This window comes from Streptomyces sp. NPDC031111, assembly GCF_055570675.1.
Window position 1 is genome coordinate 248,534 of record NZ_JBVIGS010000007.1, and the last position, 19,087, is coordinate 267,620.

General features: G+C 68.3%; 17 protein-coding genes, 1 tRNA gene and 1 pseudogene. 6 read left to right on the forward strand and 13 right to left on the reverse strand.

The features are described 5' to 3' along the window. Window positions 1-20: 20 nt before the first annotated feature. Window positions 21-1,538, reverse strand: a complete 1,518-nt coding sequence (locus tag ACZ470_RS17065; protein WP_468427932.1) for a hypothetical protein — start codon at window positions 1,536-1,538, stop codon at window positions 21-23. Beyond that, window positions 1,535-2,632 carry a hypothetical protein gene (locus ACZ470_RS17070; protein WP_468427934.1) on the reverse strand — a complete coding sequence of 366 codons (1,098 nt, stop codon included), beginning with the start codon at window positions 2,630-2,632 and terminating at the stop codon, window positions 1,535-1,537. Before ACZ470_RS17070 ends, ACZ470_RS17065 begins: the two co-directional genes overlap by 4 nt. A gap of 944 nt (window positions 2,633-3,576) precedes the next feature. Here ACZ470_RS17070 and ACZ470_RS17075 point away from each other — a divergent pair. Further along, window positions 3,577-3,662, forward strand: a tRNA-Arg gene (locus ACZ470_RS17075). A gap of 282 nt (window positions 3,663-3,944) precedes the next feature. Here the strand turns inward: ACZ470_RS17075 and ACZ470_RS17080 are convergent. The 4 genes and pseudogenes from ACZ470_RS17080 to ACZ470_RS17095 all read right to left on the reverse strand — a co-directional run bounded on the left by ACZ470_RS17080 (window position 3,945) and on the right by ACZ470_RS17095 (window position 7,703). Continuing rightward, the gene (locus ACZ470_RS17080; RefSeq protein WP_468427936.1) at window positions 3,945-5,042 is read right to left on the reverse strand and encodes a hypothetical protein; all 1,098 of its coding nucleotides are present in this window, start codon (window positions 5,040-5,042) and stop codon (window positions 3,945-3,947) included. Window positions 5,043-5,243: 201 nt separating this feature from the next. Beyond that, window positions 5,244-5,850, reverse strand: a pseudogene (locus ACZ470_RS17085) (tyrosine-type recombinase/integrase); the annotation flags it as partial. 43 nt (window positions 5,851-5,893) lie between these two features. Beyond that, a complete protein-coding gene (locus ACZ470_RS17090; protein ID WP_468427938.1) occupies window positions 5,894-6,325 on the reverse strand; it encodes a hypothetical protein in 432 nt (143 codons plus the stop codon). 964 nt (window positions 6,326-7,289) lie between these two features. Beyond that, window positions 7,290-7,703, reverse strand: a complete 414-nt coding sequence (locus ACZ470_RS17095) for a winged helix-turn-helix transcriptional regulator (RefSeq protein ID WP_468427939.1) — start codon at window positions 7,701-7,703, stop codon at window positions 7,290-7,292. A 63-nt stretch (window positions 7,704-7,766) separates the two neighbouring features. Here ACZ470_RS17095 and ACZ470_RS17100 point away from each other — a divergent pair, with 63 nt between their 5' ends. Beyond that, window positions 7,767-8,150: a YybH family protein gene (locus tag ACZ470_RS17100; protein WP_468427941.1), complete on the forward strand. Its 384-nt coding sequence runs from the start codon at window positions 7,767-7,769 to the stop codon at window positions 8,148-8,150. Window positions 8,151-8,231: 81 nt separating this feature from the next. On the opposite strand, the gene ACZ470_RS17105 is transcribed toward ACZ470_RS17100, so the two are convergent. The 3 genes from ACZ470_RS17105 to ACZ470_RS17115 all read right to left on the reverse strand — a co-directional run bounded on the left by ACZ470_RS17105 (window position 8,232) and on the right by ACZ470_RS17115 (window position 10,847). Then, a complete protein-coding gene (locus ACZ470_RS17105; RefSeq protein ID WP_468427943.1) occupies window positions 8,232-8,894 on the reverse strand; it encodes a fascin domain-containing protein in 663 nt (220 codons plus the stop codon). 314 nt (window positions 8,895-9,208) lie between these two features. Then, window positions 9,209-10,456, reverse strand: a complete 1,248-nt coding sequence (locus ACZ470_RS17110) for an HNH endonuclease (protein ID WP_468427945.1) — start codon at window positions 10,454-10,456, stop codon at window positions 9,209-9,211. A 46-nt stretch (window positions 10,457-10,502) separates the two neighbouring features. Further along, complete coding sequence (locus ACZ470_RS17115; RefSeq protein WP_468427946.1) at window positions 10,503-10,847, reverse strand: hypothetical protein; 345 nt, start codon at window positions 10,845-10,847, stop codon at window positions 10,503-10,505. Window positions 10,848-10,921: 74 nt separating this feature from the next. Here ACZ470_RS17115 and ACZ470_RS17120 point away from each other — a divergent pair, with 74 nt between their 5' ends. Beyond that, the gene (locus tag ACZ470_RS17120; RefSeq protein ID WP_468427947.1) at window positions 10,922-11,143 is read left to right on the forward strand and encodes a hypothetical protein; all 222 of its coding nucleotides are present in this window, start codon (window positions 10,922-10,924) and stop codon (window positions 11,141-11,143) included. 131 nt (window positions 11,144-11,274) lie between these two features. On the opposite strand, the gene ACZ470_RS17125 is transcribed toward ACZ470_RS17120, so the two are convergent. Further along, window positions 11,275-12,702 carry an MFS transporter gene (locus ACZ470_RS17125; RefSeq protein ID WP_468428146.1) on the reverse strand — a complete coding sequence of 476 codons (1,428 nt, stop codon included), beginning with the start codon at window positions 12,700-12,702 and terminating at the stop codon, window positions 11,275-11,277. 213 nt (window positions 12,703-12,915) lie between these two features. On the opposite strand from ACZ470_RS17125, the gene ACZ470_RS17130 reads away from it, so the two are divergent. Further along, window positions 12,916-13,815 carry a helix-turn-helix transcriptional regulator gene (locus ACZ470_RS17130; RefSeq protein ID WP_468427949.1) on the forward strand — a complete coding sequence of 300 codons (900 nt, stop codon included), beginning with the start codon at window positions 12,916-12,918 and terminating at the stop codon, window positions 13,813-13,815. An 18-nt stretch (window positions 13,816-13,833) separates the two neighbouring features. Here ACZ470_RS17130 and ACZ470_RS17135 read toward each other — a convergent pair whose 3' ends face one another. From ACZ470_RS17135 to ACZ470_RS17145, 3 genes are all read right to left on the reverse strand, one after another. Further along, window positions 13,834-14,685 (reverse strand): class I SAM-dependent methyltransferase, encoded by an 852-nt coding sequence (locus ACZ470_RS17135; RefSeq protein ID WP_468427950.1) that lies wholly within the window; start codon window positions 14,683-14,685, stop codon window positions 13,834-13,836. A 116-nt stretch (window positions 14,686-14,801) separates the two neighbouring features. Beyond that, the gene (locus ACZ470_RS17140; RefSeq protein ID WP_468427952.1) at window positions 14,802-15,545 is read right to left on the reverse strand and encodes a hypothetical protein; all 744 of its coding nucleotides are present in this window, start codon (window positions 15,543-15,545) and stop codon (window positions 14,802-14,804) included. Further along, the gene (locus ACZ470_RS17145) at window positions 15,535-16,050 is read right to left on the reverse strand and encodes a SigE family RNA polymerase sigma factor (RefSeq protein ID WP_468427954.1); all 516 of its coding nucleotides are present in this window, start codon (window positions 16,048-16,050) and stop codon (window positions 15,535-15,537) included. The genes ACZ470_RS17140 and ACZ470_RS17145 overlap by 11 nt, the downstream gene beginning before the upstream one ends. A 188-nt stretch (window positions 16,051-16,238) precedes the next feature. Here ACZ470_RS17145 and ACZ470_RS17150 point away from each other — a divergent pair, with 188 nt between their 5' ends. Then, on the forward strand, window positions 16,239-17,336 hold the full coding sequence (locus ACZ470_RS17150) for a sigma factor-like helix-turn-helix DNA-binding protein (protein ID WP_468427956.1): 1,098 nt from the start codon (window positions 16,239-16,241) through the stop codon (window positions 17,334-17,336). A 77-nt stretch (window positions 17,337-17,413) separates the two neighbouring features. Next, window positions 17,414-19,054 carry a transglycosylase domain-containing protein gene (locus ACZ470_RS17155; RefSeq protein ID WP_468428147.1) on the forward strand — a complete coding sequence of 547 codons (1,641 nt, stop codon included), beginning with the start codon at window positions 17,414-17,416 and terminating at the stop codon, window positions 19,052-19,054. Window positions 19,055-19,087: the final 33 nt, after the last annotated feature.

The following is a 19,087-nucleotide window of genomic DNA, read 5'->3' on the forward strand; positions in this document are numbered from 1 at the left end:
TGCCGGGAAGTAAGAAGGAATCATTCGAGCCATTCGCCGCTCCGATCGAAGAAGGGGGCCCGCGTGTGCGGCCGCGACACGATCTCTGTGTACGGGGAACGCGCCTGCACCCGTGCGACCACCATGCTCCGGAAGCCCTCGCGCTCGATACCCAGGCTCATGTGACCGTCACGTTCCAGGGCCGCCAGGTCAGCCCGGCTCACTGCGTCCTCCAATTCTTCGCGCAGATCCGCGCTCGCGCGGTAAACCGCCCGGCGCAGCGCCATCGCATTCTGATGCGAGGGCTCCACAGCCAGTCCCAACCACTCAAGCAAGAGGATCAGATCACGCTCATGCTTCGGGCTGATGAGCGTCGCCTCAGTCCACGCCCGTACGCGCGCCGCCGACCTGACGCCCCGCGCTCGCAGCTCCACGATGCTCGCTCTCACGCCCCTGTTCGCGAGCCGCGCCTCCAACGCCGCCTTCCACACGCGCTGCGTCGCCTCGATCGCCCCGGCGCGCGATCCCAGGAGATGCAGCGCAGCCTCGTACATGGCACCCAGTTCCGTCTCTCCATGACGCAACACCAGGTACGTTCCCGGCACGACATCCTCGACGGCAGCGTACGTAACCCGTTCGCCCTCAGGCTGACGCGGGTCAAGCGCCCGGATGCGGTCGCCATCATCCAGCCAGATAGCGCGATTTCCGGCGAGCAGTATCTTCCTTGCCTCGACTTCGTCGCGCTCCAGCTCACGGTCACCAGAAATGCGCCCGCGCCACACCGGCTGCGGATAGTAGGTGTCCTCTATCAACTCATCGTCGGAGACAGCCGACTCCGGCTCGCTGAGATCGCCGACAGTTCGCTCCCTGACCCTGGCCTTCATCGCACCGTCGGCCTGGTCGGCGAGCCGCGACACCGGAATCGCTCGATGGCCGAACCATGCCGGCATGAGGAAGGTCAGCTCGCCCGCCGCCGGCGCCGTCACTAGCGACGGCGGAAAGAAGGACGGCGGCCCGGCGACGTACAACTGCTCAACACGCTCGTTCACGTCACCGAGCTCGCCGGGTAGCAGCACAGGAACGGAGAGCGAGTTAAGCCACTCCTGCAATCCTGCCCGGGCCCGATTACTGCCGGCTACCACGGCACAGATAGAAGGGTCTGCCTCTTCGATCGAGCGCCAGAGCTCGTGGCCGACCGGCGAATCGGTCTGGCGCACACCTTTGGCTGCTGCGGCGATCTCCTCCAGGAGCACTTCGTCTGCCACTGCGCCGCGGAGCATGTGCGCTTCGCGGACAACCGCGCTGGCGGCCTCGGTGACGGCTGGGTGGAAGCCGCCCGGCTGCGGCTGCATCAGACGGCGCCAGCGCAGGGCGTTCGCCGCACGTAGTAGGTCGCTCCAGACGTCGCTGCCGTTTTCCGTGGCAGTGTAGATGAGTCGGCGAACCGCAGCGTTGAGACGCGCACCCGCCGGATCCCCGACGACGAAGATTTCAACGCCGTTGCGTACGACTTCGACGGAAGCTTTGTACCGCCTGATGACGTCGTGCACCCTGCTCATAGCGCCACCGTGAACGCAAGCGCCTCGACGCCGCCGGGCGGCCGCCAATACAGCTCATTTTCCAGGCTGACCGGGCGGCTGTTCGAACTCCGGGCTTCCATTATCGTCTCCGCGGCAGACTCGTCCGCAACCGACCGGTCGATCACACAGACCACGATCGGCGCAGAGATGTCGTTGAGGTACTTGATCGCACCATAGCCATCGAGGATGACGGCTTGGCGCCGCTCGACGAGGTGCGGCTCATCCGCCAGTTTCGGGGCCGACACAACCTCAGTCGACCACGTCGCCGCTCCCTTCTCGACGGGCAGCACGTAGATCGACAACGGGCACGGCACATCCTTCGGGTCCCCAGCTTTGCCAATACACGCCGCCAGGTCCTCCCGTAGCCACTTGGCGGTGCCAACGAGGACGAGATCCAACGGTGGAGCGGCCATCCGCTCCGCCCACGACTCTGACGCACCAACGAACTGTGCCAGGAAACCCGGTGCCGGCAGCACTGAGTGCAAGGACTCCACCGCTGAGTCGACCTCGGATACTGCCTCGTATCGCGCGACTGGCAGCACTTTGCCGGCGACGAGGACCCGCAGATCGTCGGGCCCGGCTCGAAGCCACGTGAACGCGCCCGTGTGAATACGGTTGCTCGTCACCGCCCGGAGGTACGTCCCCTGGGATGCCGCCCGGAAGGCATCAATCGGAGAAGCAAGCTCGGGCGCCGGGCTGGACAACATCCAGCCAGCGGCAATGAGCGCGGCCGCATAGTCGCGCTGCGGAACCGAGATGGCAAGCACCAACTGTCGTCCATCGAGCTTCGGTATGAAGCTACGGAGCCTTGAGCCAAGCCTGATGAACGATCCGATCCACGGAGCCCATTCGACCGCTTGGTCAGGACCGTCCGCCAGGCCGAGCCTGACTGGCGAGCGTCCCTCTGTCACCCTGGCTGACTCCCTTTGGCCGGGCATGTGACTCTTTCTTGAGGTTAGACCTGATGCTTCTACCTCGGCATCGACATACAGGACGGTGCTTCGCAGCGCATTGCCTGCACCGAAGGACTCTGTAGAGAGCACCTCGCGCCACTGCTTGTGCTCAGAACTCATCTAGCCTTTCCAGCTTCCCCACCCAAAGCCGCAGGCCCATCTACGGCTGCGGACACGGGCTGCCGCGCCCCCGGCGCCCCAGCCCTCCCCACCACGGCGGACGCCCCTGCCATCCATCCGCCCCAACCAACGCTACTCACGGGGCCCCTCACGCGATAGGCATATACGCCTGTTCGTCGCCCTTACGGCTTACGGGCGCATCACCGCCCGCGCCCTTCCCCCGGTCGAGGGCTGCCAGAAAGCCAGCATCCTTCTCCGTACCCGGGGGGAAGTCCATGCAGCAACTGAACCGTCAATTCGGCAACGAGCGTTCAACCTGGTGGCGGACGACCCTAGCTGCCCTGCGCTAGGAGCATGACAGGCGCCGAGGCAGCACTGGCCAGAGGGCCCCGGCGCCTACGTTCCAGCAACGGATGGCCAAAGTGCAGTAAGACCTCCGCCGTACGGAGCGCAAAGGCTGCTCCCTGCGACGGCTGACTCCTCATCAACCGACTGGCATGACGCCAGACGATCCCCACACCAGCCTCCCCTCAGCCCGAACAGGTACCGGAACGCACAAGGAACCGGGTCCGGAAGCAGAATATCCATGCTCTCTACACGAAATGACACCCGTGCCGAAATCGTGATATTGCCTGGCAGGTAAGAAGACCCGGCCATGCATCGTTCCGGACCCTCTGCAGGCCGCGTGCCAACTCGGGACCATGCTCCGGCTTGCCGGTCCGCCCAATGTGCACAGCCACTGCCGCGGCGAGCACGGCCGGGACGTACTCGCCAATGCGAGTGCACTGCACGGCTGAACGCCCACCCCCTGCAAACACAGCAGGTCGGCACGAGCTTCAGTGGGATCGTGCTCCGTACCGCTGGCCCCTGCGCCCCTTCCCTCTCCGCGGGGTACTTACAGACTGCGCATGGACTACCTGTGGACGGAGCGTGCTCCATCTGTCGCCCATAGCCCTGTGACTTGCGGGAACGTCGGGGCCCGCAAGGGCCTCCGGAGCCGTGTGCGCAGGTTCGAATCCTGCCGGGGGCACTCGCCCAACCACCTACCAACTTTGGTAGGTGACCAGGGCGGATGCCGATAGAAGAGGGCGGGAGTCAGTCTCACTGACTCCCGCCCTCTCTCGTTGTCTCTCAGCGTTCACGACACACATCACAGCGACCTACAGCGACGGTCGGGCGCGCACCGGGGGTGGGTCTCACTCCACCCACCATGCACGGCACAGCGTGAAGGCCGAGGCCCACGCCACGACACTCGCATTCGCGGGGTACACCAGCCCAGAACACTCCTGCGGCTAGCGCTTGGTCTCACGAGTCATGACCGCGCGCGGGCCTTTTCCAGCACCCAAACGTAGTACCACTTGTCCTTCCGTATGCCACGCAGGCCATTTTCCACCGTAAGGCCGCTAAGGATTCCCCACAGTCCGCCGCCTCCACCGATAATTGTCAATACCTGCTCAAGGGCAGGGCCGTACACCGCTACGAGCGCAGCACCCACCGTCCCCACAACTGCGCCTGTGGCAGCGACGGCTCTCTTCGCTTGGGCTTCTTCCATCCGGAAGCGCATGGCACGCACCTGATCTGCGATTTCAAGCGACAGAACGGCAAGACTCTTTACCGACTGAACAGAGTTGACAGCCCCATCCGCCAGAAGGAGTTCTTTACGCATGAAGTCTCGAAATGATGAGTACGAGTCAAATTCACCAATAGTGATCTGACTGAACTCTCTCAGACCTACACCCTGGATAAAAGGAAGGTCGATTTGAAGGATCGGCCGGACTACCTCATTTTCCATCGGTTGATTGGCAGAGACGTCCACCGCCCGTCCATCTCTGATAAGGAAGTCGATGGCCTCCATGTGCCGCCTAGGTTGGATTCGACGCCCCTGCCTACCTGCGCGCACGCTCGTGGAGAAGCTAGGCAAGTACCAGGCAAGCCCGGATTTGAGAAGGGGTTCTGCGTCGATTATCCAGCGACCCAACATGGCTAGGTCAGGGCAGTGAAATCCGTACTCCGTGGTGCGTGCTTCGCCCGGCACAGCGTCGCCGAAAATCGGGTTGCCACCGAAGAACTCCGCTCTTGCTTCGGAGTGTGTCACCCCGAGTCGACGGTACGGCGTACTCCAATCGTGGGAGAGCAGCAATGTATCCGAAACGAGCGTGACCCGCTTCGTCAGATCAACAAAATCGGCGCGACGGGCAGATAGTCCCACACTGTAGCGACGACGCGAGTGGCTCCATTCATCTCTTAAAGCAACCTCGCCGCGCGTCAGTGAATCGGAGAGAAGAAACCTCGCATAGGCAATCGCAACGCTTTCCGGATTCTCTCGCCGGGCCCCTGGAAGGTCCTTGTAAAAGCGGCGCATTCGCCTTGCCACCAGCGAATTCTGGACAGAATCTCTCCTGCGGAACATGGCAAGATGATGACGTCCGCGAAGAAGCTTTGTCTAGAGAGCTGCCAAGGATCGTTGAAACGTAGGTCCTCCTCTGCGCGTCAGCCAAGCCCACTGATTTGCCTCAGCAGCATCTCTGGCGCCAGGAACACCATCCTTGACACCCGAGATGCTGGTTCGGATCCCTGGACACGCCTCATAGGACGCGAATGAAAGAGAGCTCTATGCCACGTCGCCATCATCCTCCAGCAACTTAGCAATGTTGGCGTTGGCCGCCACCTTATGGCCATCGATACAGCTGTGATAGCGGCGGTGGATCACCTCCGGTGAGTTGCCGACCCGCCGGACCACTTCAGCGATCGGCACCCCAGCGTTCAGCCACCGCGTGATGCAGGCGTGGCGCAGGTCGTACGGGCGCCCGGCCAACGGCGAGTCGATGCGCTCGGACGGGAGCGCGTACTCCCGCGCTTCCTCCCACACGCGCCAGTAGGTGGACGAGCCGACCACTCCCCCGCGCTCGTTCCCGAACACGCGCCCTCCTCGACGGCCCCGAACTCCTTCAGGTGAGCCCGGAGGATGGCAACCAGGACCGGCGGGATGGGGACCGGCCGGTCGGTGGACGCCTCGCGCGCCTTCAGGCCCCGTCGGTCGTGGCGCTCCCCGGAGTCGGTCCACTGCTTGCCGGAAACGGGGCGCGTCTCCCGCAGCGTCAGCGTGCCCCAGCCCTTCTCTGGCAGGTGGCAGTCCGACAGACGTAGCCCGACCGCCTCAGCGGGCCAGACCCCGCGTAGTACAGGACCGCGTAGAAGGCCACCAGGCGTCGCCCACGGCAAGAACCTCGGCCGAAATGATCCGGTTCCGCGAGACAGCTTTCATATGCTCCAAATATCCACGGGATCGTACGTCCCATCATGGAATGTGAATACCTTCAGATCCACACTGTCCTCGTCACGTATGTAGCCTCCGTAACCCGATCTCGCGACATGGGGAGCAATCAGCGCCAAGAGAGCGTCAAGCCAGAGGGTGAAGTCATCGACCCAAGAGCAGCGTGCGAAGAGCTCCCATTCATACTGCTCTCCTGAAGACGTGAACTCTTGCACCGTGCGCCGAAGGGACGCAACGTCTCCACCGGGAAGACGGCTGTTGTTGTTCGGGGTGAGCAGGGGGTACGGGTGGCTCTCCGGATCGAGATCCTCCGGGTCGTCATCGTTCAAACCCAGGTGCCAACGCAGGGCTCCCAAGACAGAGGCAGGGGTGTCATCACGCAGGAAGCACGAGAAGACGGCTTCGTAGTAGTCGCTCATGGAGCAAATTGTGTACGGCAGCACCGACACCGCCGGGCGGCTGGATGGCGGGGAGGTCAGATCGCGCGGGGAACCATGGGGGCCAACCGATCGCCCACCAGGCTCCGACACTGCTCCCTCGCAGGTCAGTCTCAGAGCAAGCCGTAGATGTCCACAGCTTCCCAAGCTGGTGTCGCTATCGGCCTGCCGTTCGTCCCGACCGCGCGCAGCTTGGCGCCGGGGTGGGCGCGAATCCGGCGGCGGAGAACGCAGCGCCGCAACCGAGGGACTTGGAACGCAGCAGATGAAACAGGACGAGTCCGAACAGGGCCATGAGCCAGGTGTGATGGCCATGACGGGGAACTCCTTTGACGGTGGGCTGGGAGGGTTGATTGGATGCTGCTGGCCTCGGGGTGCTGGCAAGCTCCGGTGGTTGGCCGACGGTGGCGCCCGCCTAGCTCCTGCTCGGAGCGGGGTACGTCTCATGACGGGCACCGTCGGCCGTCTTGCGTCCGCCGTCAGTGGCTGCCTTGGCAGTGGATCCGCTGGGCGTGGTTGAAGAGCGGGCGGCCGACACGTATGCCCTTGCCGGTGGCCTTGCAGCGACGGCAACTCTTGCCGCACTTGGTCTGTCCCTGCGGTCGGTGTCCATGGCGAAGCCGGAGCCGTTGCACTTGCGGCAGGTGCCGAATGGGCTGGCCGCACACAGAGCGCGACCGACGCCAAGGTCTCGGATCCAAACTCGTGCAGGCACTCGCCGACGACTTCGGTTGCCAGGTCGGCGACGTGTCCTGGTCGCGCCCGATCAGCGACGCCGGCCGCCAGCTCACACGCCGCCTGTCGCCTGGAGGTATCTAGGTCAGCTAGCTCCCCGCGGCACCAAACTCTTCGGCAGCCTGGGCACTTTCGGATCCGTGGCTGTATGTCGGGGTCCGTGGAGGGAATCTTGGAGCATTGCCCAGTTGCGAAAACCGAGTCCAGTCGATCAGCGACGAGGGCTTGTCGCACGGTTGCTGTCGGCTGCGCTGTCTTGTGCTGATGCCTCTGACCCCCAGTTCCATAGGGCCTGGAGGACGGGGCCGAGGCGGTGGCCGGTTGGGGTGAGTGTGTAGCGCACTCGTGGGGGCCAGCCTGGTCGGCGGTCGCGGGTGATGACTCCGGCCTTGCCGAGTTGTGCCAGGCGGTCGGTCAGTACCTTGTCCGACAGGGTGGGCAGGGCCGTGCGCAGTTCGCTGTAGGAGCAGTCGCCGCGCAGCAGTTCGCGGATCACCAGTGTCGTCCAGCGGCCGTGCAGGGCCGCCAGCGTGATCTCCACGGGGCATTCGGGGGTGGGCGCGGTGACGGTCGCGCGCGGGTCGTCGGGGAGTCCTGCCGGGTGACCAACCGTTCGGTGAGTCACGAGATCGCCTCCTAGCGTGTGGGGCACTTCGATTTTCCCCGCCCGGAAGGACGTCTGTCGATCATGCGAGAACTGGCCGATCGGCCCGAAGAAGTGCCCGCGGTGTTCGCCGAGAGGTTCAACAGCGGCGACGCCACCGCGCTGGCCGAGGTCTATGAGGACACGGCGGTGCTGGTCCCCCAGCCGGGAACGCCGGCGACCGGGCCGGACCTTCACGCCGCCAACGGCCGGCTGCAGAAGCTCGGAATTCCCATCGAGGTCCGTCCGCGGTATGTGTACAGCAGCGGAGACGTGGCTCTGCTGATCGTCGACTGGGTCATCGACGGGACGGACCCCGAGGGGCAGACTGTGCGCGTCGAGGGCACAGCCACCGACGTCGCCAGGCGGGGAGCAGACGGTCGTTGGCGGTACGTCATCGACAACCCCTTCGGCACCCGTGCACTGTGACCACTACGAGCCGGCTCAGAAGACACCCGCTCCGGAGGAGGCCCGGATCGCTGACCCGGGCCTCCTCGCTGTGCATCCGCGTCAGGCTTCGAGGGTGTAGAGGTTGAACTCTTCCCAGCCGGAGATCGTGTTGGAGCGGGCGCGCAGGACGTACTGGAGCGAGCCGGTGAAGTTGTTCTCCATGGTGACGAAGAGGCCGTTCAGCGTGGACTGGAGTGCCCAGCGGTCCAGGGTCTCGCTGTAGTAGAGGACGAACCGCTCCCAGCCGCCCACGCTGGTGGAGCGGGCGCGCAGTTCGTTCTGCGCGTTGCCGGTGAAGTTCTTCTCGACCGCCACGTAGCGGTCATTGGCCAGGGACTTCAGCGCGTACGTGCTGGTGGTCTCGTCCCACTCGAAGGCGAAGCCCTCCCAGGAGCCGTTGTACGCATCGGAACGCGCCCGAAGTACACCGGTGTTGGGGGCGGGGTAGGTCTTCTCCGTGGCGACGAACTTCTCGTTGCGGAGCGACTGCATGGCCAGCAGCTCGGGCTCCTCGGCCTGTGCGGAGACGTCGTCGGCGGCGGCGAGCGGTGCCTGCCGGGCGTCCGTGTTCTGGGCGATCTGCGTCAGTTCGGTGGCGTCGACCTTCTCCCAACCGCTGGGGACGGCCGCCGGCCGGTCGGCCTGGGGGGCGGCTCCGGCCGTGGGTGCGGCCCAGGCGGAGGCCGCCAGCAGGGCGCTGAGGGACAGAAGGACGGGGGTCATGCGTCTCACGGTTTTTCCTCACCATTCATGGAACGGATTCTGGGCACGGCGAGACGGTGGGCCCACGATGGTTTTCGGCCGTTTCTCGGGAGAGCAACGGCGCAAACGCACCAGCCGCTTTACGCGCATCGGGAAATTCCCGGACGCGCAGCGGGTCCCCTCCCGTATCTCTCGCCCCCCGACAACTGCGGTCGGTGCCCCTCCCCGGGCACTTCGGCAGCGGCTGCGCCACGTGGCGTAGCCGCGTCAGCGTAAGCGGTGGGGCGTGAGTTCCGACGGTGATTTAACCTGCAATTACGCGAGGGTTCATCAACTTACTGACGGGCCCATTTGGCTTGTTCGGAGGGGAGATTCCTGCTTGCAGGCTTACCTGCATTGATGATGCACAGATCGCGGTGGTAGCCGATGTGCGCCTCGTCGATCGGGTGCCTGGGGTCGCGACGGAGTGGGTGGGGTTCTCTGGTGTCTCTCGTGCCTCTGACCAGGCCGTCAAGGTCGACGTAGATCTCCAGGCCGTCGAAGAGGATGTGGCAGTTGGCGCAGAGGCACAGGAGGTTCTGGAGTTCGTCGGGGCCGTGGTGGGGTCTGCCCAGACCTCTTATGTGCGCCGCCTGGCTGTAGGGGCGGTTCAGGTAGCGGAGTGTCGTGCCGCAGATCTGGCACCGGTCTCCCTCGAGTTCCTTGACCTTCCTGGCCAGGGCTTCGTCGCGGACGATGACGGAGTGGGTCGCGTCACGGCGCGGGGCGGGGCCGGTCGCCCGCCCGTCCTCGTTCAGGTCGGAACCGGTGCTCAACAGGCCGCTGGCTGTGGTGTATCCGGCCAGGCCTATTCGCTCAAAGAGGGCCTGGCGGTTGACGTCCTGAAGGTATGTCTCGCAGATCGTGGCGATGGCGTCGAGGCGGGTCACCGGGTCTCGGAGGAGTCCGGCGGCCTCTTCAGTGAAGCCGGCCTGCGGGTGGTGCGCGTCGAGGACGCTCACCTTCGGCATCCCCTTGGTCGGCTCGGTCGGTAGCCCCCGGACCTCCCACAGTCCGCTGCCCCGGAGATGCCAGAAGGGGTACTCCGGTGTGGCCTTCGCGTTGGGGAGACCGAACTCAGTGAGAAGTGGGCCGACTTCGTCTCGGAACTCGGGCCACGGCGTCATGCGGGGCCGCTCGGCGGCTTCGCGGGATATTGCCCACAGGAGGCTCAACGGCTGGTGCCGGCTGGGCGCCGGGCTCCCGGGGCCGCGGGAGACCTTGAGTTTCCGGAGGCGGTCCAGCAGGGCCGTACGGTCGTGGGATGTCTCCCCGTTCTCCACCACGAAGCCGAGCTCGCGCAGGCATCGCGCCACCGTGGCCGCGCCGCCGCTGAAATCCCCCGGGGTCAGGAAGTGGCCGGTGGCATGCCCGTGGGCGACACCGACGATCGCCTTCGAGTCGTAGCGAACACCGTCCAGGACCAACTCGTAGGACTTCGCTCGCCGGAAGCCGTACTTCTGAAGGAAGTTGTCCCGGCCCAGACGGCGGAACTCTTCGGTCGCCGCGATGACGTCTTCGTACTTGATGTCCCCAAGCCCCATGCTCCGAAGGCTAGTCGGACAGTATGACAATCCACGCGTCCAAGGGTCAGGGGCGGATTTCGTGGATCAGGGTGCCGTCTTCGGCGTAGAGCTCCAGGGAGTACGTCAGGCCGAAGCGGTGCAGGAGGGCGGCGAGCTCGTCCAGGCGTCCTGGGTCGATGACTCCGTTCAGGAGGATGTCGTGGCCTTCGGCGGGGTCGAGTTCCAGCTCGCACCAGGTGGTTTCTACTTCGTAGGCGTGCCAGGAGGACGATCTCGACCTCCAGCCGGCCCGGACGAAGCGCTCGGCGACGGGTGAGGCGTCTCGGCAGCCGTGCAGGATGCCGTTCACGTTGTTGCCCGCCCCGGCCCACCGCGGATCGAGCGCTTCGCCTTTGTCTGACATGTCCATGGATTGGAGCGTCCTCCGCTCTCGGTGGTGCTGGATGGGGGTCCCCCGGTCCTCGAAGGCGCATACTGGGGGCAATGACAAAGCCTGCTGCTCCGAAGCGCCATCTGCCCACCAGTCCCTTCAAGGCCCCGGTCACGCTGCCGCCCAAGCAGTTCGCCGTGGGTGACCAGGTCACACATGACATGTACGGCCTCGGTCGGGTCATCGCCATCGAGGAGGGGATCGCCGCCGTCGTGGATTTCGGCTCGGCGCAACGGCGGATCTCGACCCCTTACTCGAAGATGACCAAGCTGTAGGACCACTGTCCTCGGTCACGCCGCGCCGACTCCCTCGACCCATCCCGCCCGCTGCGCAGGCAGGTGGGGTCGGGGTGGTCGGTGCGAGTGGTGCGCAGCGCTCGGCTCTTGCCACCATGGCACCGCCGTCGTCAGCGCGTCCTCGGCTCGCCCTCGCGCAGGAACAGGGCGCTGGTGACCGTGCCGAGGAGGGCAAGGGTCGCGTTCACCGCGATCGCGGTCTTCAGGCCGGTGAGGACCGCCGGGGTTCCCGTGCCGGTCATGGCGGCGGTCGCAATGGCGCTCATGATCGGTGTGCCCATGGTGATGCCGATCTGCTGGGTCATGGTGGCGAGGCCGGTGGCCAGGCCCTGTTCGTGGTCGGCGAGGCCGGAGGTCGCGGTGACCATGAAGCCGACGATGACCAGCATGTTGCCGATGCCGCCGGCGAAGGTGGCGAGCAGCAGCAGCCACAGCCAGGCGCGGTCGTCGCCCAGGCCGAGCAGGGCCGCCGTGAAGACGGTCTGGAGGAGGCCGCCGGTGATCAGTGTCCGCCTGGTGCCGAGCCTGCCGATGATCTTCGGGGCCGTGGAGCCGCCCACGACCGTGCCGATGCCGAGGACGCCGAAGGACAGGCCGGCGGCGAGCGGGGAGAAGCCGAGCACTTCCTGGAGGTAGAGGGTGAGCAGGAAGACCAGGGACGTCTCGGTGAGGAACGCGATCAGACCGGCGACATTGCCCCAGGCCACCGACCGCTTGCGGAGCACACGGATCGGCACCAGCGGCGCGGACTCCCTGCGCTCGACGGCGTAGAAGATGAGCAGCAGTGCCGTGCCCGCCGCCAGCGGCAGCAGCGCTTCCGGTGAGCTCCAGCCCTTCTCGCCGGCTTGGGTGAGCCCGAAGACGATGGTCAGCAGGCCGAGTGTGACGCTGATGGCGCCGGGGAGGTCCAGCCGGGGGCGCTCGTCGGGGTGGGACTCCCGGATGACCGTGGGGGCGATGAGCAGTACGGCGAGAGCCACGGGCACGTTGATGAAGAACGCCCAGCGCCACGAGAGCAGGTCGGTCAGCAGGCCGCCGAGGATGGCTCCGGTGGTGAATCCGGCCGACATCAGCGCTCCGTTGAGGCCGAGTGCCTTCTCGCGCAGCGGGCCCTCCGGGAACGAGGTCGTCAGCAGTGACAGTCCGGCGGGGGTCACGGCGGCGGTGGCCAGGCCCTGGAACACGCGGGCCGCGATCAGCACCTCCGGGTTCTGCGCCAGGCCGCCCACCAGGGAGGCAACGCCCAGGACGACGAGCCCGCCGAGGAACAGGCGACGGCGGCCGAACAGGTCGGCGACGCGGCCGAAGAGCAGGGTGAAGCCCGCCGCGAACAGAGCGAACGAGGTGGCGATCCACTGGAGGTGCCCCAGCGAGAAGCCCAGGCCCTCACCGATCACCGGCAGTGCCACGTTCAGGATGGAGAAGTCCACGGCCAGCATGAACTGGGCCGCGAGCAGCAGCACCAGGACCAGTCGGAGCCGTGGGGTGAGTGCGGTGGGGGCGGTGTCGGACGCCTCCGTACCGGTAGTGACGGACATCACGTCGAGTCCCTTTCCTTCGCCTGCGGTTACGGAGGGAAAGGCTCGTCGGGGCGTGGGTTCGCAGCCAGAACGCCGCCGTGCACAGCCAGCGCGAGGGTAGTCATCACAGGACCACCCTTACGGCCCCGAGCGTCCGGACCGGCGGGCATCATGGGAGGTCGGTGGCCGGCCCCCCGCCCCACCGCACCGCGTGTCGACTGGGAGGCATTGATGGACGCCCCGTCCGAGCTGGGAGACTTCCTCAAGTCGCGCCGTGCCGCCCTGCGCCCCGAGGACGTCGGCATCGCGCCGCACCCGACCCGCCGCCGCGTCGCCGGGCTGCGCCGCGAGGAGCTGGCGACGCTCGCCGGTGTCAGCGTCACCCACTACACCCGCCTGGAACAGGGCCGCGCCACCGGCGCCTCCGACAGCGTGCTCGACGCGATCGCGCGCACCCTGCGCCTCACCGGCGACGAGACGGCGCACCTGAAGGACCTCGCCCGCCCGGCCACGGCGTCGTCCCGTCGCCCCGCCCCGCCGCGGGTGGAGTACGCCAGTGCCTCGGCCCGGCAACTGCTGGCGGCCATGACCGACGTACCGGCCCTGCTTCTCGACCGGCGCAACGACGTCCTCGCGTGGAACCGGCTGGGGCACGCGCTGCTGGCCGGGCACCTGACACCGGAGGGCCCTGATACGCCGGCCGACCGCCCGAATCTGACCCGGATGCTCTTCCTGGACGACCGGTACCGGCGGTTGTACGCGGACTGGGACGACGAGGCCCGGCTCGCGGTGGCCTCCCTGCGTCTGGTCGCCGGCCGTCACCCGGACGATCGCGCCCTCGCCGAGCTCGTCGGGCAACTGACCATGGGCAGCGATGAGTTCGCTGCCCTGTGGGCCCGGCATCCGGTGCGCACCTGCACGTCCGGGGTGAAGGAGCTGTGTCATCCGCTGGTCGGCGCGATGGCCCTCGGCTTCGAGAGCCTTCTCGTCCCCGGCGGCTCCGGTCAGCGGTTGATCGCCTACACCGCCGAGCCCGGTTCGCCCTCGGACGCGGCACTACGCATCCTGGGCAGCGCGACGGCCGAGGAGCGCGAGACAGGGGAAGAGCGCGAGGCGGCGGTACGGCACTGAGCACTGGGTGCACTGGTTTCACGCGCGGTCCGGCCAGGTCGCCGTCACCAGCCAGTGGCGGGCCATGAGGCGTACGCCCTCCTCCGTCTCGTACGCGCGGAAGGCGTCCGTGGCGGCCTGGCGGGCGCGGTCGACGTCCTCCGGGGCGGTGTCGCGCAGCCAGTGGCGCATCGGTCCCCAGCCGAAAAGGAAGCCGGCGGCGTCCGCCGCGTCCTTGCCCCACATCTGCGGTACTTCGAGTGGCTCGACGGTGACCGCGTCGAATCCGGCGTCGCCCAGGACGCGGTGGGTGCGTGCCGGGTCGGCGAAGGAGGCCGGGCCCGTCTCCGTCTTCACGGAGAAGTCGGGCAGGGTCACGTGCTCGGCGACCGCCGCGAAGATCACCGACTGGTCCAGCCGGTCGAGGGTCTGCGGGCAGACGAAGGCCAGCCGTCCGCCCGGCTTCAGGGCGCGTCCGATGTTCGCGAACGCGGCGACCGGGTCGGCGAAGAACATGATCCCGAAGCGGCTCAGGGCGACGTCGAAGGCCGCGTCCTCGAACGGGTGCACCTGGGCGTCGGCCTGGAGGTAGGAGACGTTGGTGAGGTGTTCCGCGGTGGTGCTCGCGCGGGCCCGTTCCAGCATGGGTGTGGAGAGGTCGACGCCGACGGCTCGGTGCGCGGTGCGGGCGGCCAGCCGGGTCAGGTGGCCGTTGCCGCAGCCGATGTCGAGGACGCTGTCCGTGGCCCGGAGGCGGGCGGCGTCCAGGAGCGGGGCGTTGACGGGGTCGTTGAGGGCGTCGTAACGCGATTGGTGTTCGGCCCAGTGACGGCCCTCGTAGCCGTTCCACGCCTCGGACTGTTGGGTGTTCGCGATCCGGTTCTCGGCCATGTGTCCCATGGTGCCGTGTCGGGCCGCTACGGGCCGTGCGCGTTCCCGAATACGGGGTCCGTACGTCGGTACGGTCCGCGCACGTGGGGCGCGAGAGGGCACCTGCCTGCCGAAGGTCAGCTGCTCGCGGCCCCCGGCGTCGGGACGCGGTTCGCGGCTCCCGGGGACCTGGCCGCCGTCTCCGCCCCCGTCGGTGGCGTGGTCGTTTCCGGCGCGGTCGGGACGACCGTCGAGGTGATCTCGATGCGGTCGCCGGGTCGCGCCCGGCTGTAGAACCACTCCGCGTCCCGGACGTCCATGCCCAGCCAGCCCGTGTCGGCGGGCAGGGCGGCGAGTGCCTTGGCGTCGAAGGTGAGGCCGCCCGCGTAGACCGGTTCCCGGTCGGGGGTGCGCAGCTCCACCAGGTACGGCACCTTGACCTCGCCGACGACCTTGGCGTCACCCCCGAGGGGCAGCACTTCGGCGGGGTACCTGGCGACCACCGTCATCCGGCTGCCGGGCGGGAACCGGCCGAAGGAGTGCGAGTCGACGCGGATGACGCGCTCTCCGACCGTGAGGGTGTGACGGCCCAGGTCGAGGACGCCGGCGGAGGCGGGAACGGGGGTCGCCGGGCTCGGTGCCGGGGTGTCCGATGTCGCGGCCGGCGTGCGATGGGTCCGGCCGGGTTCGTCGGTGTGCAGCGTGAAGGCGACGGCCGTCAGCGCGCAGACCGCCGTGGCCACCGTGCCGAGCACGACGGTCGCCCTGCGGCGGCGGGAGCGGCGCCCGGCCCGGTCGCGGATCTCCGCGGCGCCGACGCGCGGCGGGGTCTCGTGCTGTGCCGCCAACTCGCGCAAGGCGCCGGAGAGTTCATCCGACACGGCCGCCCTCCCTCCAGGCCGGCTCCTCGGCCTCGTCCACCGCCAGGTGCCTGGCCAGTGCCGCCCGTCCGCGGGACAGCCTGGCCTTGACCGTGCCCACGGGTGCGCCGGTCTCGGAGGCTACCTGTTCGACGCTGAGGTCGCACAGGTGGTGCAGGACGATCGCCATGCGCTGGTGCTCGGGCAGTTGGCGCAGGGCGGTGACCAGGGCGGTGCGGTCGGGGCCCGGGCCGGGGGTCGTCTCCGGTGGCGGGGTGCGCCGTACCAGTTCCAGCCAGCGCTTCGCGCGTCGCCAGCGGCTCACGGCGAGACGCATGGCGACGGTGCGTATCCACGCCTCGGGTGCCTCGTCGGCGAGCAGATTCCGGCGCCGGTCCCAGGCCCGTACGAACGCCTCCTGGACGACGTCCTGGGCCTCGCCCAGGTCCCCGGTGAAGGCGTACAACTGCCCGGTCAGACGGGGGAACGCGGCCGCGTAGAAAGCGTCGAACTCTTCCTCGGTCATGCCCTCCACCGGTGTCTCGGATTTCCCGTGCAACCCGGCCGTCCCCGCCATGCGTACAGGTTTCGCAGGTCGCGCACATCGAAGCACACCCCTGGAGGAAGACGTTGAACACGGGTTCCGGGATCCATCGACCCGACGTGCGGGTGGGCGCGGCCACGGCGCGTGGTGGAGGGGCGGCCGTCACGGACGTGACGTATCTCCCCCTCCGTCCGGCGCGTGCGCCCCAAGTTCCGCCGCTGGAGGACGACTTCGCCGGGTACGCGCGGGACCGCTGGCCGCGGCTGGTCGCCGTCGCCCGGCTGCTCCGCGAAGAGGAGGGCGCGGCCGAGGAGTTGGCGCGGCGCACGCTGGTGCGCGTGTGCGCCCGGTGGCGGCGGATCCCCCGGAACGACGTCGACTTCCATGTACGTCGCTGTCTGGTGCGAGGGCATCTGCGCGGACACCGCAGGGGCGGCCGGCGGCGGGTGGTGCTGGTGCTGCGGGACTGGGAGGGGCTGGGCGCGGCCGAGATCGCGCAGGTGCTGGGGTGTTCGGTGGGGGCCGTGCGCGCGTTGCTGCGGCGCGAGGGGAAGCGCGTCGGGGAGGAGGACCGGCGGGCTGAGTTCGCCGCGGTGCTCGCCGGTTTCGTGCCGCCCCCCGTTCCGCTCGACGACATCCGGCGGGACGGCGCGCTGCGGCGCCGACGGCGCGCGGGGGTCGTCGCCGCCGGGTGCGCCCTGCTGCTCGCCCCGCCGGCCGTCCTCGCCGCGGGTCCCCTCGGGGGCGGCGAGGTCACCGGGTCGGCGGAGGAGCAGGAGACCCCGGCACCGGGGCCGGTGCGGATCGTCGCTCCCGGGGAGCGGGTGGCCGCCGCCCCGGGCGTGGAGGTCTGGCTCACCCCGGACGGGCAGCACTGGTCCTCCCCGCAGGCGCGCAACCAGTTCCGCGCGGTGAACGACCACGGTCCGGAGCGCACCGGGCCGGGGGTCTCCGTCCAGGGCGAGAAGTTGGAGGACGGTACGTACTTCCAGTCCGGCATGTACTACGGCCTCGACGCCGACCCCGCCCGCATCGAGATCCGTACCGGCGGCCGGACCGTCACCGCGAACGTCCTGACGCTGGCGGGGAGTCCGGGATGGGGGGTGTGGTACGCGAAGACGCCGCTGACGGACACGGCGGTCGGCGGTGGCGGTGGTGGTGGTGGCCAGACCGTCACGCTGTACGACGCGGCCGGGGGCGTCCTGGCACGGACGGACCTCACACCGGCGGTGGCGCGGCCGGTGAGCGCCGGGGCGTGGCGCTCGTGAAACCACCCCGACTTCCCCGGCTCCCCCGTCTCCCCCGGCTTCCTCGGCTTCCTCGAAGGGCGGCGGACCGCCCCCGCCTGCCCCTCCGCGTACGTCTCCGCCGCAACCGCGGACGCCGGCTGCGGCGGCTGCTCGTCGCCCTCCTCACGTTGGTCGTCCTCGTCTGCGGCGCGGCGGTCGTCGCCTACGAGCTGACCGTCATCCCCGAGCCGCACCCCGAAACGGTCGTCCAGAGCACGGTGTTCGTCGCCGCCGACGGCTCCTACCTGGGTCGGCGCGGGCCGGTCGACCGGCAGGAGGTGCCGCTGTCGCAGGTGCCCCGGCATGTCCAGGACGCGGTGATCGCCGCGGAGAACCGGTCCTTCCGTACGGACACCGGGGTTTCGCCGCGCGCCATCGCCCGAGCGGTGTGGGCCACGGTGTCCGGCGGCGCCCCGCAGGGCGGTTCCACGATCACTCAGCAGTATGTGAAGAACGCGCTGCTGACCCCGGAGCGTTCGCTGTCGCGCAAGGCGCGCGAGGCGTTGATCGCCATCAAGCTCGACCGTACGCGCGACAAGGACGAGATCCTGGAGGGCTATCTCAACACGGTGTACTTCGGCCGGGGCGCGGCCGGTGTCCAGGCCGCCGCCCGCAACTACTTCGATGTCACCGCCGAGGACCTCACGATCTCCCAGGGCGCGGCTCTGGCGGCGATCGTCAACATCCCGTCGTACTACGAGAAGGCGGGTTCCGATCCGAAGGTGACCGAGAGGCTCCGCGACCGGTGGGAGTGGGTGCTCGACGCGATGGAGGCCGGCGGGACCATCACGGGTGAGGAGCGGGCCGCCGCGCGCTTCCCGGCGTTCCGGTTCTATCCGCCGGGTGGGACGGAGGGGCAGCGGCAGTATCTGATCGACGTGGCCGCGAAGGAGGCCGCCGAGCGGCTCGGGATCACCGAGGACCAGCTGGCGCGCGGCGGCTACACCGTGCACACCACCTTCGATCTGGCGTTGCAGGACGCGACCGCCGAGGCGGTGAAGGACCACGCGAAGGACGGGAAGGGTTCCGGTGGCGACGACGTCCGGGTGCACACGGCGGTGGTGGGGATCGAGCCCGGCGACGGGGCGGTGCGGGTGCTCTACGGCGGGGCGGACTACGCGCGGCAGCCGTTCAACGACGCCGTGAGCGGGGCGGTGGAGGCCGGTTCGGTACTCGATCCCTTCGCCGGGGTGCGGCTCGGCGGTCCGCTGAAAGGGCTGCGGGAATCTCCGGCACCGACTCCGCTGCGGCTGACCTCGGCGTATGCGGCCGTGGCGGCGGGCGGGACGTATGCGACGCCCCATACTGTGACCCGGATCACCCGAGAGGGGCGGGTCGTTCACACCGCGCGGCCCGAGACGCGGCGGGTCCTGGATGAGAAGGGCGCCCAGATGGTGACGGCCCAGGCGCGGAAGGGCTTCGTCGGGCAGGCCGCCGCACCCGGCGGTCTCGTCGCGGTACGAGCCGACGGGGGCGGCGCGTTCGGCACCGGCGGGGCCGGTGGCGGGATCACCCGGCGCACCGTCTGGTCCGTCGGGTACGACTCCCGACTCAGCCTGTCCGTGGCCCTGTTCGCCGACCGGCCCGGCACGAAGAAGAACACCACCGTGCCCGCCCAGTTGCCGAGCGATCCCTCCCCGACGGGGTACGCGGAGGAGTTGGCGGGGCGGACATGGCGGCTGGCGACGGAGTCGTGACGTTTTCCACACCCCGACTACGCCTGGGTAACT